This window comes from Marinomonas rhizomae, assembly GCF_024397855.1.
Classification (GTDB): Bacteria; Pseudomonadota; Gammaproteobacteria; order Pseudomonadales; family Marinomonadaceae; genus Marinomonas; species Marinomonas rhizomae_A.
In genome coordinates this window covers 3759651-3785689 of record NZ_CP073343.1, presented here as the reverse complement: position 1 = coordinate 3785689, position 26039 = coordinate 3759651, and the positions used below count along the sequence as shown (strand labels likewise).

Annotated in this window: 25 protein-coding genes; 13 read left to right on the top strand and 12 right to left on the bottom strand. The window is 44.2% G+C overall.

Features of this window, described 5'->3' with window-relative positions:
- Positions 1 to 96 precede the first annotated feature (96 nt).
- The 3 genes from pepQ to KDW99_RS17790 form a co-directional block, all read right to left on the bottom strand.
- Positions 97 to 1386, bottom strand: a complete 1290-nt coding sequence (pepQ, locus tag KDW99_RS17800) for a Xaa-Pro dipeptidase (protein WP_255826587.1) — start codon at positions 1384 to 1386, stop codon at positions 97 to 99.
- Between the two features lie 115 nt (positions 1387 to 1501).
- A complete protein-coding gene (locus KDW99_RS17795; protein WP_255826586.1) occupies positions 1502 to 1696 on the bottom strand; it encodes a hypothetical protein in 195 nt (64 codons plus the stop codon).
- A 73-nt stretch (positions 1697 to 1769) separates the two neighbouring features.
- Positions 1770 to 2801, bottom strand: coding sequence for a GyrI-like domain-containing protein (locus tag KDW99_RS17790; protein ID WP_255826585.1), 1032 nt, complete (start codon positions 2799 to 2801; stop codon positions 1770 to 1772).
- 168 nt (positions 2802 to 2969) lie between these two features.
- Here KDW99_RS17790 and KDW99_RS17785 point away from each other — a divergent pair, with 168 nt between their 5' ends.
- From KDW99_RS17785 to KDW99_RS17760, 6 genes are all read left to right on the top strand, one after another.
- Positions 2970 to 3629, top strand: coding sequence for a cytochrome b/b6 domain-containing protein (locus tag KDW99_RS17785; RefSeq protein WP_255826584.1), 660 nt, complete (start codon positions 2970 to 2972; stop codon positions 3627 to 3629).
- Positions 3630 to 3712: 83 nt separating this feature from the next.
- Entirely contained in the window at positions 3713 to 4468 is a 756-nt protein-coding gene (gene hutC / locus KDW99_RS17780; RefSeq protein WP_249411627.1) for a histidine utilization repressor, read from the top strand.
- Between the two features lie 273 nt (positions 4469 to 4741).
- Positions 4742 to 5710, top strand: a complete 969-nt coding sequence (locus KDW99_RS17775; protein WP_212916572.1) for a glycine betaine ABC transporter substrate-binding protein — start codon at positions 4742 to 4744, stop codon at positions 5708 to 5710.
- Between the two features lie 67 nt (positions 5711 to 5777).
- Positions 5778 to 6623 (top strand): ABC transporter permease, encoded by an 846-nt coding sequence (locus tag KDW99_RS17770; protein WP_212916571.1) that lies wholly within the window; start codon positions 5778 to 5780, stop codon positions 6621 to 6623.
- A 2-nt stretch (positions 6624 to 6625) separates the two neighbouring features.
- Positions 6626 to 7453 (top strand): quaternary amine ABC transporter ATP-binding protein, encoded by an 828-nt coding sequence (locus tag KDW99_RS17765; RefSeq protein WP_370646846.1) that lies wholly within the window; start codon positions 6626 to 6628, stop codon positions 7451 to 7453.
- A gap of 15 nt (positions 7454 to 7468) precedes the next feature.
- On the top strand, positions 7469 to 8992 hold the full coding sequence (locus KDW99_RS17760; RefSeq protein ID WP_255826583.1) for an HAL/PAL/TAL family ammonia-lyase: 1524 nt from the start codon (positions 7469 to 7471) through the stop codon (positions 8990 to 8992).
- Positions 8993 to 9099: 107 nt separating this feature from the next.
- Here the strand turns inward: KDW99_RS17760 and KDW99_RS17755 are convergent, their stop codons facing one another.
- Both KDW99_RS17755 and KDW99_RS17750 read right to left on the bottom strand, forming a co-directional pair.
- Positions 9100 to 9699 carry a HutD/Ves family protein gene (locus KDW99_RS17755; protein ID WP_255826582.1) on the bottom strand — a complete coding sequence of 200 codons (600 nt, stop codon included), beginning with the start codon at positions 9697 to 9699 and terminating at the stop codon, positions 9100 to 9102.
- A complete protein-coding gene (locus tag KDW99_RS17750) occupies positions 9692 to 11092 on the bottom strand; it encodes a formimidoylglutamate deiminase (RefSeq protein ID WP_255826581.1) in 1401 nt (466 codons plus the stop codon). The genes KDW99_RS17755 and KDW99_RS17750 overlap by 8 nt, the downstream gene beginning before the upstream one ends.
- A gap of 303 nt (positions 11093 to 11395) precedes the next feature.
- Here KDW99_RS17750 and hutU point away from each other — a divergent pair, with 303 nt between their 5' ends.
- The 5 genes from hutU to KDW99_RS17725 all read left to right on the top strand — a co-directional run bounded on the left by hutU (position 11396) and on the right by KDW99_RS17725 (position 17586).
- Positions 11396 to 13084, top strand: coding sequence for a urocanate hydratase (gene hutU, locus KDW99_RS17745; protein ID WP_255826580.1), 1689 nt, complete (start codon positions 11396 to 11398; stop codon positions 13082 to 13084).
- A 155-nt stretch (positions 13085 to 13239) separates the two neighbouring features.
- The gene (hutH, locus tag KDW99_RS17740) at positions 13240 to 14778 is read left to right on the top strand and encodes a histidine ammonia-lyase (protein ID WP_255826579.1); all 1539 of its coding nucleotides are present in this window, start codon (positions 13240 to 13242) and stop codon (positions 14776 to 14778) included.
- Between the two features lie 134 nt (positions 14779 to 14912).
- Positions 14913 to 16133, top strand: a complete 1221-nt coding sequence (gene hutI, locus KDW99_RS17735) for an imidazolonepropionase (protein ID WP_255829312.1) — start codon at positions 14913 to 14915, stop codon at positions 16131 to 16133.
- Between the two features lie 11 nt (positions 16134 to 16144).
- Complete coding sequence (gene hutG / locus KDW99_RS17730; RefSeq protein ID WP_255826578.1) at positions 16145 to 16960, top strand: N-formylglutamate deformylase; 816 nt, start codon at positions 16145 to 16147, stop codon at positions 16958 to 16960.
- A gap of 89 nt (positions 16961 to 17049) precedes the next feature.
- A complete protein-coding gene (locus KDW99_RS17725) occupies positions 17050 to 17586 on the top strand; it encodes a DUF924 family protein (RefSeq protein ID WP_255826577.1) in 537 nt (178 codons plus the stop codon).
- 97 nt (positions 17587 to 17683) lie between these two features.
- Here KDW99_RS17725 and KDW99_RS17720 read toward each other — a convergent pair whose 3' ends face one another.
- Positions 17684 to 18340, bottom strand: coding sequence for an NAD(P)H-dependent oxidoreductase (locus tag KDW99_RS17720; RefSeq protein ID WP_255826576.1), 657 nt, complete (start codon positions 18338 to 18340; stop codon positions 17684 to 17686).
- 175 nt (positions 18341 to 18515) lie between these two features.
- Here KDW99_RS17720 and KDW99_RS17715 point away from each other — a divergent pair, with 175 nt between their 5' ends.
- Positions 18516 to 19466: a LysR family transcriptional regulator gene (locus KDW99_RS17715; RefSeq protein WP_255826575.1), complete on the top strand. Its 951-nt coding sequence runs from the start codon at positions 18516 to 18518 to the stop codon at positions 19464 to 19466.
- A 102-nt stretch (positions 19467 to 19568) separates the two neighbouring features.
- Positions 19569 to 20804 (top strand): NAD(P)/FAD-dependent oxidoreductase, encoded by a 1236-nt coding sequence (locus KDW99_RS17710; protein WP_255826573.1) that lies wholly within the window; start codon positions 19569 to 19571, stop codon positions 20802 to 20804.
- A 66-nt stretch (positions 20805 to 20870) separates the two neighbouring features.
- Here KDW99_RS17710 and KDW99_RS17705 read toward each other — a convergent pair whose 3' ends face one another.
- From KDW99_RS17705 to KDW99_RS17680, 6 genes are all read right to left on the bottom strand, one after another.
- On the bottom strand, positions 20871 to 21395 hold the full coding sequence (locus tag KDW99_RS17705; protein WP_205113452.1) for a peroxiredoxin: 525 nt from the start codon (positions 21393 to 21395) through the stop codon (positions 20871 to 20873).
- A 45-nt stretch (positions 21396 to 21440) separates the two neighbouring features.
- Positions 21441 to 22178 (bottom strand): oxygen-insensitive NADPH nitroreductase, encoded by a 738-nt coding sequence (gene nfsA, locus KDW99_RS17700; RefSeq protein WP_255826572.1) that lies wholly within the window; start codon positions 22176 to 22178, stop codon positions 21441 to 21443.
- Between the two features lie 237 nt (positions 22179 to 22415).
- Positions 22416 to 22688 (bottom strand): hypothetical protein, encoded by a 273-nt coding sequence (locus KDW99_RS17695; protein ID WP_370646845.1) that lies wholly within the window; start codon positions 22686 to 22688, stop codon positions 22416 to 22418.
- A gap of 82 nt (positions 22689 to 22770) precedes the next feature.
- Positions 22771 to 23574: a UDP-2,3-diacylglucosamine diphosphatase gene (locus tag KDW99_RS17690; RefSeq protein ID WP_255826571.1), complete on the bottom strand. Its 804-nt coding sequence runs from the start codon at positions 23572 to 23574 to the stop codon at positions 22771 to 22773.
- Positions 23575 to 23656: 82 nt separating this feature from the next.
- Positions 23657 to 25429 (bottom strand): GGDEF domain-containing protein, encoded by a 1773-nt coding sequence (locus KDW99_RS17685; RefSeq protein WP_255826570.1) that lies wholly within the window; start codon positions 25427 to 25429, stop codon positions 23657 to 23659.
- 325 nt (positions 25430 to 25754) lie between these two features.
- A complete protein-coding gene (locus KDW99_RS17680) occupies positions 25755 to 25940 on the bottom strand; it encodes a hypothetical protein (RefSeq protein ID WP_255826569.1) in 186 nt (61 codons plus the stop codon).
- Between the last annotated feature and the right edge of the window lie 99 nt (positions 25941 to 26039).

Below are 26039 nucleotides of genomic sequence, written 5' to 3'. Positions count from 1 at the left end.
CCGGAGGAAGGAAACTTCCTCCGGTTTTTTTTATGTTGAAAATAATACAACGATTAGGCTTTTCGTTTGGGTAACGAACAATCTTGTTTTAGCTTTTTACAGCGAGTTGGCAAAAGCGATACGAGTGAGGTTCTCGGGCTGGTCATTTTTCACCACGACATTGTCTTCAATACGGATGCCGCCATAAGGCATGAAGTGCTGAATACGTGCCATATCGCAACCGTGATTTGATACCTCTGCCTTCATCTTGTCGATCAGCATTGGAATAAAATATAAGCCAGGTTCTATGGTGATCACCATATTTTTCTCTAATGTTCTGGTGAGGCGCAAGAATGGAGCACTATCGTCTGGCTTGCTTAATGTACCCGCTTGATCAATTTGATGACCGCCCACATCGTGAACCTGCAAGCCAAGCAAGTGACCCAAACCATGGGGAAAGAAAACTTGTGGAATGCGCTTGGTTAACTGCTCCTCAACACTTAACGAGCAAACCTTATGCTCAAGAAGTAACGTCGCAATACCCACTAGTGTGTCTTGATGCAAATCTCGGAAGCTAACACCAGACATGGCGCTGCGGCAAAGCTTTTGCTCCATCGTATCGAGGTCATTGATCAAGGCGTTAAAGTCATCATCGTGGCGGGTAAAGGTGCGAGTGATGTCACTGGCATAGCCATGTTCGTTGGCGCCGGCGTCAATTAACAATGTGCGAGAGTCAGGTATTCTCGCTATGGATTTATGCTCATAGTGCAGCACAGCCGCGTGCTCATTTAAACCGACGATTCCTGGGTAAGGTTCTTGTGTGGCGGTTTGTTGGCTGGCTTGTAAAAATGCAAGATGGATCTCTAGTTCGCTCATGCCCGCTAAGAAAGCTTCTTTCGCCGCGATATGACCAGCTGCGCCGCGAATGCTAGCTTGGCGCATGGCTTGAATTTCGAAATCAGTTTTTACCGCTTTGGCAAAATCTACATAGGCTTTTAAGTCTTCACAGGCCACAGCGAATGGCATCGATTGTGGGCCAAGCCAAGCGGTTTGTTTAGGTAAGTCTGCAAACCATTTATCTGCTTTTCGTGCGGTAACAATGTTCCAATCGTGTTGCCAATCGCCGCTCGGAACGGGATTTGGAGCGTGCCAAAAATCATCACGAACAGGCCAAACCAAGGTCGGCTTTTCGCCCGTTTTTAGTACAACATAGGTTTCTGCACCTAGATTAAAAGGTAACCATTGCTGTGCGCCAGAATAGGCATGAAACGGGTGGTTATGATCATCCTGAAAATAATAACTTTTTTCCCCTGATGCTAAGACAATGCCGTCTAGGCCGAAATACGCCATGGCGTTTTCATATCGATTTATGAGAACAGTTAGGTGTTCTTGGTAGAGTGTGGTCATAGAAAAACTCATGTTGGTTGACAAGTGTTAGCTAGAACACAGAGTTTATATCCATTAAATCTGCGTCGTAATATTTTCAGGGGGAAGGATTAAAGCGCGCTATATTTTCAGTTTGTCATTCTTGTTTTTTGGCTGTTAGTTTGTTGAAGAGAAATACTAAACCACGGAAAGCTACGAAGCCACAAAGTACGGAAACGAAGGCCAATAACAAATCATTTTGTACATTCATGAAGTGCTTGAAAATATAGAAAAAAACGATGGTCAGCATGATGCGTATCACGCTGTCGATTAATGGATAAAGTTTTGTCACGTCTGCACTTCCTTACTTGTTAGGTTATGGTCATTTCAGATTAGACTGTCCCATAAAAAAGCGGCTAAGCCAATTATTTGATGGGTAAATATACCGAGGTAATGTAGTCCTTTGAGTTGTTTGTCTGAGCTGGCCCAACCTCGAAGATTTCTACACCGTAGTGTCTCCTATCTCGTTTTAAGTTTTGTATGCGCATAAAGTTGTATAAAACATGCCAAGCTAAGGAAAGGTTTTGGTAGTCGCCTTTATAGCGTAGATGCAAATAGTTGCCGCGCAAGACAATTCGCTCAGGGCACAGCTCACACGGCACTAAATTTTGCACAGGGATACCTAATCGGCCTGAGAAGTAATGGTGGCTAATATCGGCCTTTTCGTAAAGTGCAAAGCTTGGGCCTGCTGGTGGGTTTTCTGGACCAAGCTCAGTTATCAAATCATGGAAGCCTTGATCCATTTTTTGCGACATCGGCTGGTTGCTCACGATGAAGGGACGAGTCACCGCATCGATATTCTCTAGCTTGGATTTATCAAGCCACTCAAAGTTTGGCGCGTTGTATTCGTGGCTGGATGCTGTGCTGTATTTATTTAAGTAAGCCAATAATTTTAGTAGGGCGAGTTCCGCGTCTTTCTCTGCACAGATGCTGTAGTGTTTTTGCTTCCAGCGGCTGAAAAAAGGGAGCTTACCAGTGATTTGAATAGTAACCAAAGTGCGTTCTTTTTGCTTGGTGAGTTCAATATTGAAATGTACGTCGTTCGGATAAAATGCTGGGGCTTCTAATAAAGTATGAAAGTAATGAGCACCAGAGCGAGCCGGTTCTAATGTGATATAGCCCTTTTTAATAAGCGTACCTTGCCAAACTAAACAGGTGGGAAAAACGGAATGGATACCGGAATGTAAGTATTCATAATCAATATGGGCTTTAGGTTCGTAAACCAACCAAGGTAGCCAGTTTTGCCAGTTAGTAAGGTCGCTTAAATCTTCTGCCACCATATCAATAGGTGCACCAATTACGGCATTTTGTCGGTTATAGAAACGTCCCTTACAAGTTAGTAAGTATGTTAAAAACAACACAATGCAAAATGTAATCAGGAATACAATGACAACCATGTTTTTGCCTCGCCTTCGAATATTGATAACGCTCAGAGATACATGTTTATCGTCTAATCGCAGATATTAGGCAATCAGATTCTTGCTTTTCACAGCATAGTGTTTAATGTCTCTATATTGCAAGCGAGCGATTTTTGAGCAGTCTAGAGCACAATGAGGATAGTTAATATGAAGTCAACACTGGTATGGGATTGGCCTGTGAGAATTAGCCATTGGCTGATAGTGCTTTTGTTTACGGGTTTAATTGTCACAGGAAAATCAGAAAGCGATTATGTGCAGTATCATTTTTATATGGGCTATGGTTTGTCTGCGGTGATTATTGCCCGTGTGCTTTATGGCTTTTACGGTTCCTACTACGCGCGCTTTAGTCATTTTGTTAAGGGGCCAAAGGTTGCTTTTCGCTTTGCTATGTCGTTGTTATCAGGTCGACCCAAAAAATATTTAGGTCATAATCCAGTTGGTGCATTGATGGTGGTAGTTTTATTGCTTGCGCTTTCTGTGCAGTGGGGAACAGGGTTATTTACCAGTGATGAAGTGTTTTGGTTTGGGCCTTTTTATTCTCTTATTTCAGAAGATTTGGCTAGCCAATTGGCATCGATTCATCATTTCTTACCTAACGTCCTATTAGGGCTGGTCGCTATGCATGTATTGGCTGTGCTTTACCATGAGCTTTGCCTTAAAGAGCGCCTTATTAAAGCTATGATTCATGGTCGTAAAAAGCATCAAACAATGGCATCGGTTGACGTGAAGACGCCCCGCTGGGGCGTGATCTTTTCTTTATTGATGGGGCTTTCGTGGTTAGCTGCACTCTGGCTGGCACCTATTTAGTAGTGTATAGACAAGTTTATTGTTTGTTCTTGCCGACTCACGATATAATTTCCCCTTAAATTCATGAACATATGGAATCTCTAGTGTCTGACGTAACCGCTCCCAATTTAGCTAACTTGTTCGATGATTTACCAGATGCACCACAGCCTATTTATGCCAAACTAAAACAGGCTATCTCGTTAAAAATTTCATCGGGTGAGTGGCAAACGAATCAACGTATACCTTCGGAGGCGGAAGTCGTTAAGGCATTGGGTGTGAGTCGTATGACGGTGAATCGTGCATTACGTGAATTAACGGCAGAAGGCTACCTTGTTCGTCACCAAGGCTTAGGTACGTTTGTTGCGGAGAAAAAAGCTCATTCAGCGTTATTTGAAGTTCATAACATAGCGGAAGAGGTTGCTGCTCGTGGCCATAAACATCGTTCTGAATTATTAGTACTGGAATCTGCCAAAGCCTCCATGGAAGAGGCAATGACGCTCGGCGTTCGTACAAATCATGGCATTTTTCGCTCTGTGGTTTTGCACTTCGAAAACGATTTACCTATTCAAATAGAAGAACGAATTGTTAATGCAACGTTAGCACCAGATTACGATAAACAAGATTTTGCCAGACACACGCCTTATGAATACCTGATGAGCGTAGCACCGATGACGGAAGGCGAGCATTTAGTGGAAGCTGTCTTGCCTAATGCTGTCGAATGCGAACGCCTACAAATTCAAGCATCAGAACCTTGTTTACAAATCAAACGTCGTACTTGGGCGGGCGATGATATCGTAACGGCTGCTCGCCTATTACACCCTGGTTCGCGTTTTCAACTATTCGGACATTTTGGTCGTTAGTTTTTTGTTTTATTTTGGTGCGTCGAAGCCCTTTTTAGTGCATAGAAAGGGCTTTTTTATGTGCTGTACGACCTATCTTTTCTTATTTTCCTTTATTTCTTTCACGATTAGTTTGAAAAAAAATGTTGGCATATGGCTTGCTTGTATATACATGTTACTACCAGTTGTTGTATAAAATATTATTGATGCAATTAATTCCATTAGGTGTGGGTTAGCTGAGGCGCATCGATAACTTGTGGCCAAATTAAAAAAACGAACATGAGGAACGATCACATGAAAGTAATGAGCAAAGTAAAATGTGTTGCTGTGGGCCTTGCTTTAACTGCTGGCGCAAATGCCAGTTTTGCCAGTGATTGGTGCGATTCAGGTAAAGCGGTGAAATTTGCAGGACTGAATTGGGAAAGTGGCATGCTGCTAACTGAGATCATGCAAACACTTTTAAAAGAAGGTTATGGCTGTAAAGTAGATAGCTTACCTGGTAACTCTATCTCAATGGAAAATGCTCTTAGCACCAATGATATTCAAGTGTTTGCGGAAGAGTGGGTAGGCCGAAGTGAAGTGTGGAATAAAGCGGCTGAAGCGGGCAAAGTTGTAGGTGTTGGAGCGCCAGTAGTCGGCGCGGTAGAAGGTTGGTACGTACCACGTTTTGTGGTTGAAGGGGATGCTTCCCGTGGTATTAAAGCCAGCGCTCCTAATTTAAAAAATATTGCCGATCTCGCTCAGTACTCTGCTATTTTTCGAGATCAAGAAGAGCCCTCTAAAGGTCGCTTCTATAACTGTCCTGCTGGCTGGACATGTGAAACAGAAAACACAGAAATGCTAAAAGATTATGGTTTAGAAAACAGCTATACGAATTTCCGATCCGGCACGGGCCCTGCCTTAGATGCAGCAGTACTGTCTAGCTATAAACGTAAAGAACCTATTTTATTCTATTACTGGTCACCAACCGCGCTTTTAGGTCGTGTTGATGTAATCAAATTAGAGGAAAAACCGGGCGTAGACAAAAGCGTTACTATTCAAGTTGGACTATCTAAAACCTTTCACGATGAAGCGCCTGAGCTTGTGAATGTGCTTTCGAAAGTAAATATCCCTATTGATCTGTTAAATACCTATTTAGCGCGTATGAGCGTAGAGCATATTGATGCGCCTGAACTGGCCAAAACTTTCTTAAAAGAAAAGCCTGAGATTTGGACGACGTGGGTGAGTGCTAACGCGGCGAAAAACATTCAAAGCGGTCTTTAATCATGACGCCTTCTCTTAAAGGAAATGCAGAGAAGGCGCATTTTTCGAATAAAAATTAGGTACTGATATGTTTCCACAGCAGTTTACTTTTACAACCGCTAATTGGATCAACGCTTGGGTTGATGATCTTGTAACCAATTACGGTGATGTCTTTCGACATATTTCTGATGTCCTTTTAATTTCCATCGTGAATCTTGAAAAGTTTCTCCGCTTTGTACCCTGGTGGATGATGCTTATATTTGTGGCGGTCATTGCTTTTCATGCGACTAGAAAAATTTTGCCAACGGTGATTCTTACAGGCTTGCTCTTTTTTGTCGGAGCAGTTGGCTTGTGGGATAAGCTCATGCAAACCTTGGCGCTGATGCTGATTTCCACCTTTATTTCGGTATTGATTGGTATACCGATGGGGATACTTTCTGCGCGCAGTGATAGGTTGCGAAAAGTACTTATGCCGATGCTGGATATCATGCAAACCATGCCAAGTTTTGTTTACTTGATTCCAGTGCTTATGTTGTTTGGCTTAGGGAAAGTGCCCGCTATTTTTGCGACAGTTATTTATGCTGTGCCACCTCTTATACGGTTAACAGATCTGGGTATTCGCCAAGTGGATAAAGAAGTTATTGAAGCTGTGCATTCTTTTGGTGTGACTCGTTCTCAGCTGCTCTTTGGTGTGCAGTTGCCTTTGTCCTTGCCTAGCATTATGGCGGGTATTAACCAAACTACCATGATGGCTCTTTCTATGGTTGTGATTGCTTCTATGATTGGCGCTCGAGGATTGGGCGAAGATGTTCTTATTGGCATTCAGACACTAAATGTGGGGCGTGGGCTCGAAGCTGGATTGGCCATTGTTATTTTAGCTGTGGTGTTTGACCGAATCACACAAGCCTATGGCAAGCCAAAATACGGAGCATAAGTATGACCTCTTCAAAGCAAAAAATAATAATCGAAAACGTATTTAAGGTATTTGGCGACAATGTTCCCGCTGCAATAAAACTGATCGAAAGCGCTGAATCAAAAAGTGATATTTTGGCCAAAACCGGTTGTGTGGTTGGCGTAAATGACATTTCAATGAGCATCGACTCTGGCGAGATTTTTGTCATCATGGGTTTGTCTGGTTCAGGAAAATCTACCTTAGTGCGCCACTTTAATCGTCTGATTGACCCGACAAGTGGTCATATTTACGTAGACGGTGAAGACATCCTGCAATACAACTCAAATCAACTACGTCAGTTCCGCCGTAATAAAATCAGTATGGTGTTTCAAAGCTTTGGTTTATTGCCTCACAAAACCGTATTGGACAATGTTGGTTACGGCTTAAAAGTACGCGGTGAAACCAAAGCGTACCAAGAAGAAAAAGCCAATTATTGGATAGACACGGTTGGCCTGAAAGGTTATGAATCTCGTTATCCTGCACAATTATCTGGCGGGATGCGTCAGCGTGTAGGCTTGGCGCGTGCGTTAGCTGCGGATACCGATATTATTTTGATGGATGAGGCGTTTAGTGCCTTAGATCCGCTTATTCGTACAGAAATGCAGGACCAGCTTTTAACATTGCAAAGCACACTTCACAAAACCATCGTGTTTATCACTCATGACTTGGACGAAGCGCTGCGTATTGGTAATCGTATTGCGATCATGAAAGACGGGCAATTGATTCAGGTCGGCACGCCTCATGATATTTTGAATAATCCTGCGGACGAATACGTTGACCGCTTTGTTCAGCGTCGCGCCGCAACTGTGTGAAAATTGAGCGATATAATGAGTAATAGTGCAAAAGTAATAATTGGCGAACAAGCGATTCGTTGGCAAGACGTTGTGCAAGTAGCGCGTTATGGCGCCTTGCTAGAGTTATCGGACTCCATCTGGGAGAAAATTGATAACGCCCAGCTTATTGTTCAATGCATTGTTAAAAGTGGCAAAAATGCTTATGGCATTAACACAGGTTTAGGGTCGCTTTGTAGTGTGAGTTTGACGGCAGAGCAACTGAGTAAGTTGTCTCGTAACACCTTGCTCAGCCATGCTTGTGGCGTTGGGCCAATCTTACCCGATGAGCAGTGCCGCGCCATTATGTGCGCGGCGGTGGTGAATTACAGTAAGGGAAAATCTGGTATTCACCGCAATCTGGTTCAAGGCTTATTGGATTTCTTGAATCGTGGAATAACACCTCAGGTGCCTAGCCAGGGATCAGTCGGTTATTTAACGCATATGGCGCATATTGGTGTTTGCTTATTAGGTATCGGAACCGTTTCTTATCAAGGCAAGGTAGTACCAACCACCGATGCTTTTTTGGCGGAAGGGTTGGAGCCAATTAGATTGGGTGCAAAAGACGGTTTAAGTCTAGTGAACGGCACGCCATGTATGACAGGGTTATCTTGTCTTGCGATAGATGACGCATGGCGCTTAACCAAATGGGCAGATGTTATTAGTGCGTTAAGTTTTGAGGCATTAGAAGGCCAGCAAGATGCACTCGACCCAGAAGTCTTATCGTTAAAGCCTTATGAAGGTGTACAAACGGTTGGACGTAATTTACGAGGTCTGCTCAAAGGCAGTGAAAATCTAACGAGTCATCACGGCATTCGCACTCAGGATGCCTTAAGTGTTCGCTCTATTCCTCAAGTGCATGGCGCGGTAAGAGATCAACTTAAGCATGTTGCTATGCAAGTAAATACGGAGCTTAGTTCGGCTACTGACAATCCGTTGGTGCTTGGCACGCCGGAAAATTATCGTGTAGTCTCGCAAGCCAATCCTCACGGTGAGAGTGTGGCCATTGCGGCGGATTTGATGGCCATCAGCATTGCTGAGTTAGGAGGCATTTCTGAACGCCGCTTGGATCGACTGGTGAATCCATTGGTCAGCGGTTTACCTGCCTACTTGGTGTCTGAACCAGGTGTGAACTCTGGCATGATGATTGTTCAATATGTGGCTGCTTCTTTGTGTGCCGAGAACAAACGCTTTGCGGTACCTGCAGTGACAGATAATTATGTGACTTCTGCCTTGCAGGAAGATCATTTGAGTATGGGCACCATGGCTGCGCTTAAGTTATTAACCGTACTGGAAAACACTAACAAAATCTTAGCGATCGAGTACCTTTGTGCCGCCCAAGCCTGTGAGTTTATTGAACCTGGCAGCATGGGAGAGGGAACTTTTAAAGCGTGGGAGCTGATTCGTGAAAGTATTCCTTCTTATGATGAAGATCGCTGGTTAGCACCAGAAATCGAAAAAAGTAGTCTGTTGGTTCGCAGTAACGCGTTGCTAGCAACGCATTTTGCGGATGTTCAGTAATATTCGATAGTAAGAAAGTCGCTCTAAAAAAAGACCCTTTCAACTTAGATTGGTTGAAAGGGTCAAGGGAGTACTTTTTTAAAGTGTATGCTTGTCCGAGTGAAGCGTTAAATCGCGGTCACTTTTATCAATATGCCGTTTCCTTGAGCCAATGTCGCATTGATTTCTTCTGAAAAAATTACCATGCTGTGTGCTTTGATTAGCAAAGGAGTTGCGCTCTCTATATCCATCACAGTGTCTTCAGCAGCATAAAAACCACTGAACAAGGTGTCGCTAGTTGAGATCGAGGTATCGTTATTTGAAAGTAATACCGAGCAAGGTGCTGAGTATGCTTCTACTTTTGCTTGAGTGTCGGTGTCTCGCACCATGATATTCAGGTCTTCAATTTTGCCACTTTTCAGTGTGGCATAAGTTTCATCACCACCTGAGAAGCGCGCTATGTCTAGTAGCTTGTTTAAAATATGACTGCTTTTGCTGCTGCTATCTGTGTGTTCGAGTGTCATGCCTTCACCAGATAACAACACCAAGGTGCGATGCAATCCGCTGAAATCGGAAAACATGCCGTTTTCCACAACCGAAGCCTGGCTGATACGAAAACGTAGGCCTATTTTATCTTCATGACGTTGAATCTCTAGGGTTTCGCCAAGGCCGTTTTTCCATGGCATTCGCAAGAATTGTGATTGCTCGATAATAATGAAATTAGGCATGGTACATGGCCTTTTTAATGACTTGAGTAAAGGCCAGACGGCTGCTGTCTTCATGCTGGTGGTGGAAGTCTTTTATGGTGTGTTTGCCAGCGACAAAAACGTCTTTCACAAGGTTTTCATTAGTGGCGAATAGCCAGCGATTGAGTAGGTCTTTTGCTTCACTTGCGGCGATAAAAGGATGAGATTCGTCGAGTACTATAAAGTCTGCTCGGTTACCTTGGCTTAACCCTAATGACACATCGCAGGCTTGATTGCCACCCAACAAAGCTTGCTGATAAAGGTTGTCACCAATACTGGTTTGGTCGGCACGATATAAACGATTGCGTTGTTGGTCGCGTAGGCGCTGCCCGTATTCGTAAGTTCGTAATTCTTCGACAATCGACAAGCTCACATGGCTGTCTGAGCCAATACCCCAACGGCCTCCGTCTTGTTCGAACGCTACGCCTGGGAAAATGCCATCGCCTAAATTTGCTTCTGTCGTCGGGCAAAGCCCTGCTACCGCTTGGTTGCTGGCGATGGCTTGGCGTTCTGTATCGGTTAGATGAGTGGCGTGAACCAAGCACCAGCGACCATTTAGGCCGACTTCATTATGTAGCCATTCCACTGGACGTTGCCCGCTGAAAGCTAAGCTGTCTTGCACTTCTTTTTGTTGCTCGGCGATATGAATGTGTATCGGAACGTCTTGTTTTAACGCAGAAAGTACAGTCTCAATTTGTGGTTTGGTCACAGCGCGCAGCGAGTGAAAACAGATCCCCAATTTATGGCGAGGATGATTTGCTAATGCTTTATCGCAGGCTTGATGTAACGCCAAATAAGAATCTGTGCTGTTGATGAAGCGCGCTTGTCCGGCGTTCGGTGCTTGTCCTCCAAAACCAGAGTGCGAATACAGCACAGGTAGCAACGTTAAGCCTAGCCCAGACTCGTCAGCTGCAGCGATGATCTGATTCGACATTTCTCCGAGCTGGCCATAATGCTTTCCGCCAACATCGTGGTGTAGATAGTGGAATTCCCCGACTTGTGTATAACCGGCTTTTAGCATGTCGATATAAAGCTGTTTGGCAATGATATGAGCATCATCTGGCGTAAGCTTTTGCACGATCTTGTACATCAAATCGCGCCAACTCCAAAAACTATCATTCGGATTTAAGCTGACTTCTGCGGCTCCCGCCATTACTCGCTGAAAGGCATGAGAATGCACGTTGGCAAGTGTTGGTAAGACGGGGCCAGATAAAACATGGCAGTCTGCTGTTGGCACGCTGTCTGCTGCAAAAGAGTGAAATTGACCATTTTTAACAGAAAAAAGCACATCTTTCGCCCAGCCAGAAGAGAGCAAAGCGCGTTGCGCAAAATAGTATTGAGTGCTATCGCAATGAGTGGGGTTATGGCTAGTCACAAGTCCTGTCCTAATGAATATTGATGCTTTGAGTGTAATGGAAAATATAATGTATATACAAGTGTGTTTTTTATGAGTTTCTTTTTCATCTGGTGATTCACTTATGTCGTGCTTGATTGTTAAGGTTTTTTTGCTTTTTAGTGTGTGTCACTTGTCCTTTTTAATTTGAATTCGTTGGATTTATTTTCAAAAATGGCTTGCATCTAGAAAAATTAGATTTTATCTTTAGATGAATTGTATATACATGTTCGTTAAATCTTCCTTTTAATCAGAATCAAAAGACATTCTTTGATAGGTGAAAAAATGACTAAGCAAACACTCGCTCAAAAACGTTACCGCGCAGGTGTCGTAAAAGCAGCAACTGGAACAACATTGACAGCTAAATCTTGGTTCACTGAAGCGCCAATGCGTATGTTGATGAACAACCTGGATCCTGATGTAGCGGAAAACCCAGAAGAATTGGTGGTTTACGGTGGTATTGGTCGTGCGGCGCGTGATTGGGAATGTTATGACAAGATTGTTGAATCCCTAAAAGAGCTAGAAGAAGACGAAACCTTGTTGGTGCAATCAGGTAAGCCAGTGGGGGTATTCAAAACCCATAGCAACGCACCTCGTGTATTAATCGCTAACTCAAACCTAGTGCCACATTGGGCCAACTGGGAACATTTTAACGAGCTAGACGCGAAAGGCTTGGCGATGTACGGCCAAATGACAGCGGGCTCTTGGATTTACATCGGTAGCCAAGGCATTGTGCAAGGTACTTACGAAACCTTTGTTGAAGCAGGTCGTCAGCATTACGATGGTAAATTGGCTGGTCGCTGGGTATTAACGGCGGGTCTTGGTGGCATGGGTGGTGCTCAGCCACTAGCAGCAACCTTGGCTGGCGCGTGTTCATTGAATATTGAATGTCAGCAAAGCCGTATAGATTTCCGCCTACGTACTCGCTATGTGGATGAGCAAGCGACTGATCTAGACGATGCAATGGCTCGCATCAAAAAATACACAGCGGAAGGCAAGGCAGTGTCTATCGCGCTTTGCGGTAACGCTGCAGAAATTCTACCTGAAATGGTAAAACGTGGTATTCGCCCAGATATGGTGACAGACCAAACATCGGCTCATGATCCATTAAACGGCTACTTGCCACTAGGCATGAGCTGGGAAGAGTACCGCGAGAAAGCACAAACTCAGTCAAAAAAAATCGTAACTGCTGCGAAAAAATCCATGGCGAAACATGTACAAGCCATGTTGGATTTCCAAAAAATGGGTGTGCCAACGTTTGATTATGGTAACAACATTCGTCAAATGGCGATGGAAGAAGGTGTCGAAAATGCCTTTGATTTCCCAGGTTTCGTACCTGCTTACATTCGTCCGTTGTTCTGCCGTGGTATCGGTCCTTTCCGTTGGGCAGCTTTGTCTGGTGATCCAGAAGATATTTATAAAACCGATGCCAAAGTAAAAGAGTTGATTCCTGATGATGAGCATTTACACCGTTGGTTAGACATGGCTCGTGAGCGTATTCAATTCCAAGGTTTGCCAGCGCGTATTTGTTGGGTTGGTCTTGGTCAACGTGCCAAACTTGGCTTAGCTTTTAATGAAATGGTGCGTAGCGGTGAATTGTCTGCGCCAATCGTTATCGGTCGTGACCATCTTGACTCTGGTTCTGTATCTAGCCCGAACCGCGAAACGGAAGGCATGAAAGATGGCTCAGATGCCGTATCAGATTGGCCTCTATTGAATGCCTTGCTGAACACAGCATCTGGTGCGACTTGGGTATCTTTACACCACGGCGGTGGCGTAGGTATGGGCTTCTCTCAGCATTCCGGCATGGTAATTGTGTGTGACGGTAGTGACGATGCGGCAGCGCGTATTGCTCGTGTTCTTCATAACGATCCAGCGACTGGTGTGATGCGTCATGCGGATGCGGGTTATGATATTGCTATCGATTGCGCGAAAGAGCAGGGGTTAAATTTACCTATGATCACTGGTAAGTAATAGATAATTACTTGGTCTTTAGATATGACGTAGCACTTAAATATTATTTGTTTTAAGTGCTGCGTAATGCGTATAGAAGAAGCCTCACAAGGGCGTAAAACAATATAATAAAAATTATTTGATGGCAAAATATGACATCAAAATTGGAGAACACTATGTTTGAATTAACCATAAAACCAGGTCAATTGACTCTAAACGAATTGCGCCAAATTAGCCGTCGTCACGTTAAGCTGACGCTAGACGAAAGCGCTTTCCCCGCGATTCACGCCAGTACACAAGTTGTTAATGATGTAATTGCAGAAAATCGCACGGTGTATGGTATTAACACTGGCTTTGGTTTGTTGGCGAATACGCGTATTGCACCAGAAGATTTGGATGAGTTACAACGCAGTATCGTACTGTCTCATGCAGCGGGCATCGGTCAGCTAATGGAAGACAAAACCGTCAAATTGATTATGGCGCTGAAAGTAAACAGCCTTGCCCGTGGTTTCTCTGGTATTCGTCTTGAAGTGATTCAAGCGTTGCTAACGTTGATTAATAAAGAAGTGTATCCATGCATTCCGAAAAAAGGTTCGGTAGGTGCGTCGGGTGATTTAGCGCCATTGGCGCACATGAGTACGATTTTGCTAGGAGAAGGCAAAGCTCGCTACCGTGGTGAAGTCATTTCTGGTCAAGCCGCTTTGTCTATCGCAGGGCTTGAGCCAATTGCTTTAGCGCCAAAAGAAGGTCTAGCACTGTTAAACGGCACGCAAGCATCGACGGCGTTTGCCCTAGAAGGTTTATTTGAAGCGGAAGATTTGTTTGCGTCCGCTGTTGTGTGTGGCTCTTTGTCTGTGGAAGCAGCGCTTGGTAGCCGTAGCCCATTCGATGCGCGAATTCATGAAGTGCGCGGGCATCAAACGCAAATGGATGCCGCGGCAGCGTATCGTCACCTATTAGGGGAAACATCAGAGTTGGGCGATTCTCACCAAGGTTGTGAGAAAGTCCAAGACCCGTATTCTCTACGTTGTCAGCCGCAAGTAATGGGCGCGTGCCTAGAACAAATTCGCAGTACTGCAAAAGTCTTGTGTGTGGAAGCGAACTCAGTATCGGACAACCCATTAGTATTTGCCGCGGAAGGCGACATCATTTCTGGCGGTAATTTCCATGCAGAGCCTGTCGCTATGGCTGCAGATAACCTTGCTTTGGCGATTGCTGAAATTGGTAGTTTGTCAGAACGTCGTATGGCGTTGTTGATCGACAGTAACTTGAGCAAACTGCCTCCGTTTCTAGTAGACAATGGCGGTGTAAACTCTGGTTTCATGATTGCGCAAGTAACGGCAGCGGCATTGGCGAGCGAGAATAAAACCTACGCGCACCCTGCGTCTGTTGATAGTTTGCCGACTTCGGCGAACCAAGAAGACCACGTTTCTATGGCGACCTTCGCAGCGCGCCGCTTGAAAGACATGGCGGAAAATACCCGCGGTATCTTAGCAGTGGAAATTCTGTCTGCGGTACAAGGTTTGGACTTCCGCGCACCATTGAAATCCAGCAAACGTCTAGAAAACGCTCGTGCGACATTGCGTGCTCGTGTGCCTTTCTATGATAAAGACCGTTACTTCGCGACCGATATTGAAAAAGCGAATGAACTCTTGTTGGAAGCGGTTCATAACGACACCATGCCTGATGGCTTGTTACCAAGTTTGGTTGTGTAATCTGCTGAGTTAGATTTTAAAAGCAGTTCTTTAGGAACTGCTTTTTTCGTTTTTACTATGATGCTATGGCATCAATGATCGTTATAAAAATTGAGCGAAAAAGAGGGGCTATGGCACACAGCATGACAGAAAATATGACTCAAGATTCTTTTATGAAGTTAGACAGTTTATGGCGCAACGCGCACGTGGCGACCATGGCAAATGGTCGTTATAGCGTGATTGAAAACGCAGCGATAGGCGTCGTTGGTGGCCGTATTGCTTGGATTGGCGAAGCACATGACCTGCCAGCCTATGAGACTCAGGCTGAACATGATTTAGGCGGTGGTTGGGTTACACCGGGTTTGATCGATTGTCACACGCACCTTGTGTTCGGCGGCAACCGCGCAGGTGAATTCGAACAACGGTTGAATGGCGTAAGTTATCAAGAAATCGCCAAGCAGGGCGGCGGTATCGCTTCCTCTGTGAAAGCCACTCGTGACGCCAGCGAAGTGAAGTTAATTGCTAGCGCTTCTCGTCGTCTGAAAAGCTTAATAGCCGATGGTGTGACCACAGTTGAGATCAAATCTGGCTATGGTCTGTCCCTCGATGCAGAATTGAAAATGCTTAGCGTAGCGACGGAACTAGGAAAGCAATTTCCCGTGACGGTAAAACGTACTTGTTTGGCAGCACATGCCATGCCGCCAGAATATGACGATAAAGACGCTTATATTGATTACCTATGTGACACGGTTCTACCAAAAGTGGCTGAGCTTGGCGTGGCTGATGCGGTGGATGCTTTTTGCGAAGGCATTGCCTTTAGCACCGAGCAAGTGGCGCGCTATTTTAAAACCGCAGAGTCATTGGGCTTGCCAGTGAAAATCCATGCGGAGCAATTGTCTTCGTTAGGTGGAACTTCTATGGCATCGTCGTTCAAGGCGTTGTCGGCGGATCATATTGAATTTATTGAAGAATCAGACGTAAAAGCCATGGCAGAATCCGGCACGGTTGCGGTGTTATTGCCGGGGGCGTTTTTTACACTAAAAGAAACCCAACGTCCGCCGATCGCCTTGCTGCGCCAATATGGCGTGCCGATGGCGATTGCCACGGATGCAAACCCCGGTACCTCGCCTGCGTTGTCGCTTCGACTAATGATGAACATGGCGTGTACCTTGTTCGCACTGACGCCAGAAGAGTCGTTGGCTGGCGCGACCATCCATGCTGCAAAAGCATTGGGTATGGCGGATACTCATGGTAGCTTAGAAGTGGGGAAAGCCGCTGACTTTGTGTGCTGGGATGTAGAAAGCCCAGGTGAGCTAAGCTATTGGCTTGGCGGCAACCTAGTAAAAAATAGAATCTATGAAGGCAAAAGTAGTTAAGAGGAAACATAATGACAACGCATGACGTATTAGCCGTACCGGCATTTGATTTTATTCAGGGCGATTCGCCTTTGCTGGTCAGCATGCCGCATTCTGGTTTGAACTTAACGGCTGAGGTACAAGCTGGATTGACAGATCAAGCTAAAAAACTGCCCGATACGGATTGGTTTATTCCTGAGCTTTATGATTTTTTAGAGTCATTGGGGGTGGGCTTTATCAAGGCAAATTACTCCCGTTATGTTATTGACCTTAATCGTCCCTATGATGACAAGCCACTTTACGCGACGAAAACCACGGGTCTGTTCCCCGACATTTTATTCGAAGACACGCCTGTTTTTGCTGAAGGTAAAGCACCAAGTGACGAGCATAAAACCTTTTGTAAAGAGCATATTTGGAAACCCTATCACGGCACGATTGAGCAAGAACTCGCGCGACTCAAAGCCAAATTCGGCTACGCTATATTGTTCGATGCCCACAGCATCGCAGCGGAAGTGCCTATGTTGTTTGAAGGCACATTGCCAGATTTTAACTGGGGCACCAATGAAGGCAAAGCTTGTGACGAGACAATCGCAAACGCCGTCACGCAAATATTGCGACCAAACTACACGCAAGTACTCAATGGCCGTTTTAAAGGCGGCTACATTACTCGTCATTTCGGCCAACCAAACGACGGCATTCACGCCATCCAGCTCGAACTTTCCCAAGCAACTTACATTAACGACGAACTAGCGAAAGAATCTGAGTATCAGCTTGATAAGCAGAAACAGCCATTAATTACACAGCAGCTGAAAGACGTGATTGAGGCATTAACAGCGATTAGGCTGTAGTTTGCTGGAATATTAAAAATATAGTGATTGGAATTTAACAGTTCTAACCACTATATTTTTAGTTACTCTGTAAGTGCGAGGCGGACGTTATGTATCAAAGAGTATTGGATTTTTGGTTTAACGATATTGAACCAAATCAATGGTTTGAGAAAAACATCGACTTTGATAACACAATAAAAAATCGTTTCGGAGAACTTCATCAACAAGCCGTTCAGGGAGAACTGTCTGCTTGGCGTCATTCTCCTAAAAGCGCCTTGGCTGAAATAATCATACTGGACCAATTCTCACGTAATATTTACCGCGATAAACCAGCATCCTTTGCTGCTGACCCTATGGCTTTAGCCTTGGCTCAAGTGGCTATCTCCAAAGGTTTTGACCAAGAGTTATCGCTTTCAGAGCGAAGCTTTTTATATATGCCGTATATGCACAGTGAATCCGCTGTGATTCATGAGGAAGCAGTAACTCTATTTAGAGATTTGGGAATAGTTAATAATCTGGATTTCGAGTTAAAACACAAAAAAATTGTGGATCGTTTCGGCCGTTATCCACACAGAAATGCTATTTTAGGTCGTCAGTCTTCTGCAGAAGAGTTGGCATTTTTAGAAGAGCCTAATTCAAGTTTTTAAAAACAGTATATTAAGCTTATTTTGCGTGTGATATTTTTAAGTATAAAAAAGAGCAAGTCACTTTCATGGCTTGCTCTTTTTGCTTTTTAAATAAACTTTAAAGTACGGTTACTACGTCTTTCATTGCTAGACGCGATTTAGGTAATGCGGCGTTGTAGTCTTCGTCTTTGTGGTGATAACCGATCGCGAGTGCTACGTCGCATTGGTAACCTTCCAGTTCTGCACTGAAGATTTCTCCGATCAATTCTGGGTCAACACCTTCCATAGGCGTGGAGTCAATACCAAGGCGAGCGGCTGTATGCATAACATTACCAAGTGCGATGTAAGTTTGTGACTTTGTCCATGCTGCGTTGTTACCGTTTTCGTCCATGTTCATTTCTGCAAACACAAAACCGCCAAAAGCTTGCTCTCTGTTTTCGGGTTTGGTGCGGCCATCTTCAATGCCTTTATCCACCACATTTGCGTAGTCTTCACGGCTGTAGTGAGTTTTGTGTGCAAATAAAATAATGTGCGAAGCGCCTTTAGCGTGTTTTTGGTTGAACTGGAATTTGTTCGCAAAGGTATCGTGGAAGCGCTGTTTTGCCGCGTCGCTTTCAATCACGATAAATTTCCATGGCTGCGAGTTAATAGAAGAAGGCGATAGGCGCATTGCTTCGTAGATAACGTCTAAATCGGCCTGAGGAATTTTCTGCACCGCATCGTAATGTTTTGCTGTATGGCGTTTTTCTAGATCAGTAATAATCTGGTGTGACATCTTCTCTCTCCAAAATAAGTAAAACTGTTTGGCACCCTAGAAAGCTAGAGTCGTTCAATTCAATGGCGTTATAGTAACGAGACTCAGCTAAATGAAAAACAGGGTTTTCATTGAATTATTATCAAATATTAATTGATAATAAGTGGTGGTTTTCATATCCAATAGGGGGTAGTTCATGCAGCTTGAAGATCTTCGAGTCGTGCTTAAAGTCGCGGAGTTTCGCAGTATTACGGCTGCAGCCACGCATTTAGACATGCAAATGGCGACAGCGAGCGCCGCTGTTAAGCGAATAGAGGCTGCGCTTGGTGTCGAGTTGTTTGTGCGTACTACGCGCCATCTACGACTTTCTAGTGCGGGCGAGCGTTACTTGCCCCAGTGTATTTCTGCTATGTCTATGTTGGATCAAGCAAAACAAACTATTCATAATGATCTGGATATTATTAGTGGTGAAATTCGCTTAGCTGTTTCGTCTGACTTGGGGCGCAATATTGCGATTCCTTGGGTGGATGACTTTATGGTGCAACATCCAAAAGTGACACTGCGGGCACATATTAGCGACAGCAATGTCGATTTTTATCGAGATGCGTTGGATATTGCTCTGCGTTATGGTGCGCCAGCAGATTCCAATGTCTATGGCTTTAAAATTTGTAACGTACCGCGTTTATTGGTCGCCAGCCCAAGTTACTTGGAATTACAGAATGCACCGAAACACCCTAAAGATTTGCTCAATCACCAAGGTTTGTTTTATCAGCTGCAAAATATTTTGAACGATACATGGCACTTCTCTGGTAACGAGTCTGGGGCAGATAAGACTTACAAGGTTAAGCCTAAAGCCTATTGTGCGGCGAACGATGGCGACTTAGTGAGGCGTTGGTGTGTGGCAGGAAAAGGGGTAGCGGTTAAATCCTCTTTGGATATAGCTAATGATTTGCTTGCTGGTCGCGTAGTGCCCTTGTTGACAGATTATAACATCCCACAAGGTGAACTTTGGTTGATTTGTCCAAGTCGCCAGTCTATTACGCCAACGGTGCGTTTATTGCGAGATATGTTTCGTGAGCGCACCAAAGCTCTTTTGATGCAATTGGTCGAGCGAGGCTTTTTACAAAAAAACGTTCTGGCTGATTAAGGCTATTGATAAATCAGTGAATCTCTTACTGCTTCATTGGGTAAAATTGCTATAGTGATGAGAGAAGATTGTTTTTTATTGGAATGATGTCGAGGAAGGAATATGGCAGAGTTTCTTGTGTTGGGCGCAGGAATGGTTGGGGTGAGCAGTGCCTTGGCGTTGCAGGCAAGAGGTCATCAGGTGACTATCATTGACCGTACTGGTGCAGGGTTAGAAACCAGTTATGGCAACGCTGGTATGATCCAAGTAGAAGCGGCCGAGCCCTATGCGTTACCAAGAGATATGGTGACGCTGTTTAAATATGCGCTGGAAATAAGTAATGACGTGACTTGGAAAATGAGCGGAGCGTTACCTATGCTGCCTGCTTTATGGTCGTATTTTTGTCATTCATCAGCCGAAAAACACGCTAAGATTTCTCGTGTTCATTCCCAATTAACGATTCGTTCCACGGCAGATCATGCCCCTTTAATTCGTGACTCTGAGTCTGAGCATTTGATCTCTCGCTGTGGTCTTGTCATGTTGCACAGAGACGATGCTGAGTTTGAGAAAGCCTCTAAAAAAGCCAGTTTTTTGCTTAGTGAATATGGTGTCACCTCGAATATTTTTGACGGCAAAGGCTATTTGAAAGAAGAGCCCTCGTTGAAGAAAGCGCCAGCGGGCGCGGTGCATTATACGCAAAGCTGGAGTTGCACTTCTCCTGGAGCGTTAACCAAAGCCTACTGTGATTTATTTGTTAAGCGAGGTGGTCGTTTTGTCACGGGTGACGCCAATACCTTGCAGCATACAGCGAAGGGTTGGCAAATACTCACCAATGAGGGTGAGCTTAAAGCTGAGCAAGTGGTGGTAGCGCTTGGGCCTTGGTCACCAGAGTTATTAAAGCGCTTTGGTTATCGAATTCCTATGGTATACAAGCGTGGTTATCACGGCCATTTTAATGCGCCTAAAATACTGCAACGGCCATTTTTAGATGTAGCAAATGGTGTGCTGGCGGCGCCGATGGTGAAAGGTTTAAGGGTGACAACCGGTGCGGCTTTAGTTCCGCTGAATTCGCCAATGGACACTAGACAGCTTGAACGTGGGGCCGCGGCGCTTAATGACATGATTGATTTAGGTGAGCAAGTAGAAGAGCCTCAATGGATGGGTACGCGTCCTTGTATGCCAGACATGCTGCCACTTGTGGGTGAAGCACCAAACCATAAAGGCTTGTGGTTTCATTTTGGGCATGGTCATCAAGGTTTCACGCTTGGTCCGACAACATCACAGTTATTAGTTCAAGCGATCGAAGGCGAGAAAAGTGAACTGTTAGATGCTCTTTCACCTGCTGATCGTCTGTCATGAGTACAAAAAAAGCAGACGTTTATGAAAACGTCTGCTTTTTATTGGCCAATTCATTAACGCCTTGAATTAGTTGCTTTTCAAGTAGTTCAACATGGTGTCGGCATCAGACACTTCGAACGGATCGCTTGGTGCATCGTCTTGGAAGCCCGCTTCAGAAAACATTTTCTTGATTTCACCGTTTTCAACAAGCATAGAATAACGCCAGCTGCGCATGCCAAAACCGAGGTTGTCTTTTTTGACAAGCATGCCCATTTGACGAGTGAAGTCACCGTTGCCGTCAGGTAAAAGGAAAACGTTTTTTGCGTTTTGGCTTTTGCCCCACTGGAACATAACGAATGCATCGTTTACAGAGACACAGATTACCGCATCAACGCCTTGCGCTTTGAATTCTTCGTAAAGTTCTTCATAGCGAGGTAGGTGAGACGTTGAGCAAGTTGGGGTGAATGCACCCGGTAAAGAAAAAACAACGACTTTTTTGTTGTTGAATAAGTCTGCAGTAGTAACGTCTTTCCACTCAAATGGGTTTGGTCCGCCTAACTCTTCGTTACGAATACGAGTTTTAAAAACAACATTAGGTACATTAGAGATCATGTTCTTTCCTTTCCTTTAGAGAGTTAACAGTTGATTGATTACATATTAGCGTTTCAAAAAGCCACGCTTCTGTAAAAAGCTTAGCATATGTTCGCGTTTCTTTTTCTGTACAGCTGCGGCGGTTTGTTCTGACCAATTACTGCTTTTCTGATTATCGCCACGGCTCTGGTAGTATTTTTGCATTTGAGCATCGTAAGCTTTTACATCTTGAGCGCAGCGGTTGTTGTCATAGCTGTCCCTATGAAGGATAACATCCACTGGTAAGCGTGGTTTTAGATCCGGTTGCGCGTCAGGATAGCCAAGGCAAAGGCCGAAAATTGGATAGACTTGGTCTGGCAAGTTTAGCAGTTCAGCGACTTGTTCTGGGTCGTTGCGAATACCACCAATAAATACAGCACCAAGGCCAACGGATTCGGCGCCTAGCATTAGGTTCTGCGCAAAAAACGTTGCATCAGTTGTCGCTGCGATGAAATGTTCCGTATTTCCTTCTAGTTCACCTAAGCCTTGTTCTAAGCTGCAATGTTCTACACGAGTCAGGTCCGCACAAATTACCAAAAACTCCGCCGCCGATCCCACCCATTTTTGACCGCCAGCAAGTGTGGCAATTTTCTGGCGATTGTTTTGGTCTGTTATTTGAACAAGAGAGTAGGCCTGAATAAAACTTGAAGAGGCTGCGCCTTGAGCGCTTTGAATAAGCTGCATCAGTAACGCTTCATCAATGGCTTGCTCTGTGTATTGACGAATGGACTTGTGATTAGTTTGGGCTTGAAGAATGGGGTTCATATGCGACATCTTTTAAAAATGAGATGCATAGATACTAGAGATTTAGAAGAGAAGGGTCAAAGCTGATGACTAAAATGATCGTATCTTGGTTTTTTAATGCAATTTGTTGATGTACTTAGCAATATGAGAATTTAAATTCGTTTATCTATCGCTATTTAACGAATTGAATATTGTAGTACTTGATGGTTGCAGCAGATCAGGTAAAAAAACGTTACTTTACCTGATCTGCTGCTAGAATTAGTTTGCGTAGCGTTTGAAAATCAAGGAGGTATTAATACCTCCGAATGCGAAGTTGTTACTCATTACATAGTCTGTTTCTATCTCACGACCTTCCGCCATAATGTAATCTAAATCACCACACTCTGGGTCAATAGTGGTTAGGTTTACAGTAGGGCAGAACCAATTGTTTCTCATCATTTCAATTGAGCACCAAGCCTCTAATGCACCACAAGCTCCCAATGTATGACCTGTGTAGCTTTTTAATGAGCTTATCGGTACCTTGTTACCCATTATTTTAGCTTCAGCCGTTGGCTTCTTCTACATCTGCGTTGCGCTGTAGCGCTTATTATTTGATAGGGCTAAAATAGCCCCGCTAATTCCGAGCAGGCACTGGTGATAATCCCCAAGCCTCTTCTTTGGGTTCGGTGGCTAAGACTCTTGGGTTTTCCGACCAATGTATTAGGCTCATTTCCCCTGCAGTAGATTCTGTTAATGCTGTGCAATGTTCTACCCAATCGCCATCGTTGCAATAGAGAACATCGTCTTTGAGCTGAAAGGAGGCAAAGTGAATATGGCCGCAGATGTAGCCGTCGACTTTTTGGTTTTTGGCGGATTTTAGGGCGGCGGTTTCAAAGCGTTCGATAAATTCTTTTGCTTTGCTGATGTGGCTTTTTAAATAGCCTGCCAGTGACCAATAAGGTAAGCCTATCAAGCGTCTCACGCCATTTATCCATTGATTCAGCGATAACATGAGACCATGGGCTTTATCGCCTATGGCGAGCATGAGTGGGCTGATTTTTACCATTTGATCGAATTCATCGCCATGGCTGACATGGAAAGTACGACCGTTGGCGGTTTTATGACGCGCGTTGAGTTTTATCTCAATCCCAGAAAGGGTTTGTCCTACAAATTGACGAAAGAAGGCGTCATGATTTCCCGGAATATAAATAACTTTTGTTCCAGACTTTGCCATCTCTAGTATTTGCTCTACGACGCGGTGATGAGCATCGACAAAGTAGGCTTTATGACGCATTTCTTGCAGGTCGATAATGTCACCGACTAGATACAAGGTATCGGTTTTAATCGACTGTAAAAAATCCAATAGGTGTATGGCTTGGCAAGATTTTGTGCCGAGGTGTACATCAGAAATAAATACCGAACGAAATGTCGTCTGCATAAGCGCCTCCTCTAAGGTCTTTCTTAAAGGTAAAGCGCGTATATGACAAACTTATGAGGGCTTTGTGACAGTTCAATAAACCTTAATGCGCTGTATCAAGTACATGGGTATTTAGATACGGCTGTAGGTAGATATGATTGCCACCTTGCTGCTTGGCGGATTTTTTCGCTTGAGCTGCGAGCTCTGCTACTTGGTGATGATTGGTGCATTGCTTCGGATTGGGGTGAACCACACCAATAGCGAGGCTTAAAATAGGATGGAAGAGTGTGTCACCTTGGCGGTTTTTAGTCCAAACACCGCCGTCTTGTAAGGTGTCTTCGGTATAAAATTCGCGTACTTTTTGCCCAAAGATGTTTAATATGTTGTCACATTGCTGACGCCAATCCTGATCGCCAAAAATTACCACAAAGTCGTCGCCGCCAATATGACCAATGAAATTATTCTCAGGGTTTACCTGATTTTTTATTAAAGAGCCAACCAGCTGAATGACTTCATCACCAATGGAATAGCCAAAGAAGTCATTAAAAGGTTTAAAGTCATTTAAGTCGAAATAGGCTACATAAAAGTCTTCATTGGCTAGTAAACGACGACTGACTTCTCGATGAATCGGAACGTTGCCAGGTAATAGCGTCAGAGGATTCGAATAAGTAGCATTTTGAATTTTTAGTTCGGTAATGCGCTTTAAGAGATCTCGAAGGTGACCTGTGCCGATGAACTTACCCTCTCGGACCACAATGATTTCATTGTTCAGAGTGTCGGCTTCTTGGTTGGTCATCAAGGTGGAAACACTGGATAAGCTGACATTGCTTTCAACAATCAATACATCATCGCTGAGTAAGTTTGTGACGGGTTTGTGTTCGTACAAGGCACGTCCATAAGGCGTAGAGAAAAGCTCATGTAGCTGGTGACGGCGGACTACACCGATTGGTTTGTTGTCGCTGTTTACTACAGGAATCGCCACTAGGTCTTGTTGTTTTTTAAAATACTGAGACGCGTCTTCTAATAAGCTGGTTTCTTGCAAGCTTGGCGTAGGCCGACACAGTGTTTGAACAGTCTCTGAGTGGTCAACTTGAAATTGGGAGCGTCGTTGGGCCTGTTTTACCAAATACGGATGAGTCGAAAAAGCCGGATGCTCTACTGGGCGACCAAGAAAATAACCTTGTCCTAATGTGACACCTATTTCTATCAATTGATCGAGTTCTTGCTGTGTTTCTATGCCTTCAGCAATGAGGATGCAGTTGAGACGCTGGGCAATAGTCAGAATAGAGCGAACAAACTCACGTTTGATTTCGTCTTTATCGATTCCTTGAATGAAATGCTTGTCGACTTTGACGATGTCTGGTTGTAGTTCAGACCAAAGCTGTAAGCCCGAATAGCCCACTCCAAGGTCATCAATGGCGACTTGAAACCCCATTTCACGATAGTGATCGACACTGCTGCGCGGCAAGCCATTGTGGTCGTATGGATGTTGTTCAGAAAGTTCGATGACGATATCTTTTTGATCCAATCCCAGCTCGTTCAAAATCGCTAATGTCATGCCGGATTGATGGTCGGGTGATCCTAATAACGATGCGCTGACATTCAGAAATAAACGGCCCTTTAGCTCTAGCTTGGCGAATTTTGATAAGGCTTTTTCTCGGCAAAGCAATTCTAATTTATGCAGCTTTCCTTCCTGTTGAGCGAGCGTAAATAGTGGATCTGGAGAGAAAAGCGTCGAGTTCATTGGGCCACGGGAAAGTGCTTCATGGCCATATATTTCACCATTACTTAAATCATAGATAGGCTGAAAGTATGGTGTGATTAATCCATTCGAAAGAATTTTCTCTAGTAGAGCAATATTGTCCATTTGACTCATGATGTCTCAAATACGTCTAGATGAATGAAGTGGCTAGAACGATATTTTATGTCATATTTATGACACTTTGATGACTGTGCTGAGGTGAAAATGTTCTGCTAAGAGGGTGGGATCTATTAGGAACGTTGGGGTTTTATCGGTGTTTCTGGGAGGAGAAACCCGTTACCGGATCGATTTCTTATTCTTGCCTTTCGATCATCGGGAACATTGGGTTCTTTAATCGTCATGCCTTATTTGCTTTTATAACGGCTGTTGTTTTTTTTGTTCACAACAACGGAGATAAACCAGTCAAATACAGTTGACGTAAAAGTGTTGTACTGAAATTTTAGTGCTGAGGTTGAGCTGATTTCATTGAACGATTAGCAGTCAATTTTGCATAGAATGCTTTAACACCAGCAACCGTTTTTTTAGTCAATTGAGCGTAGTATTGACGACGTAGCTCATACGCTTTTTCCACATAGTAATCCGCATCAAGGTTACCGAAAGCATCATATTTAAGATCGTTATTCATAGTGATTCTCCTAAAAAGTTAAGTCATTTTTGACACTTGTTATTTTAGGTTTTGACCAATTATTCAGCAAACGATCAATTTTCAGCTAATAGATTAGAT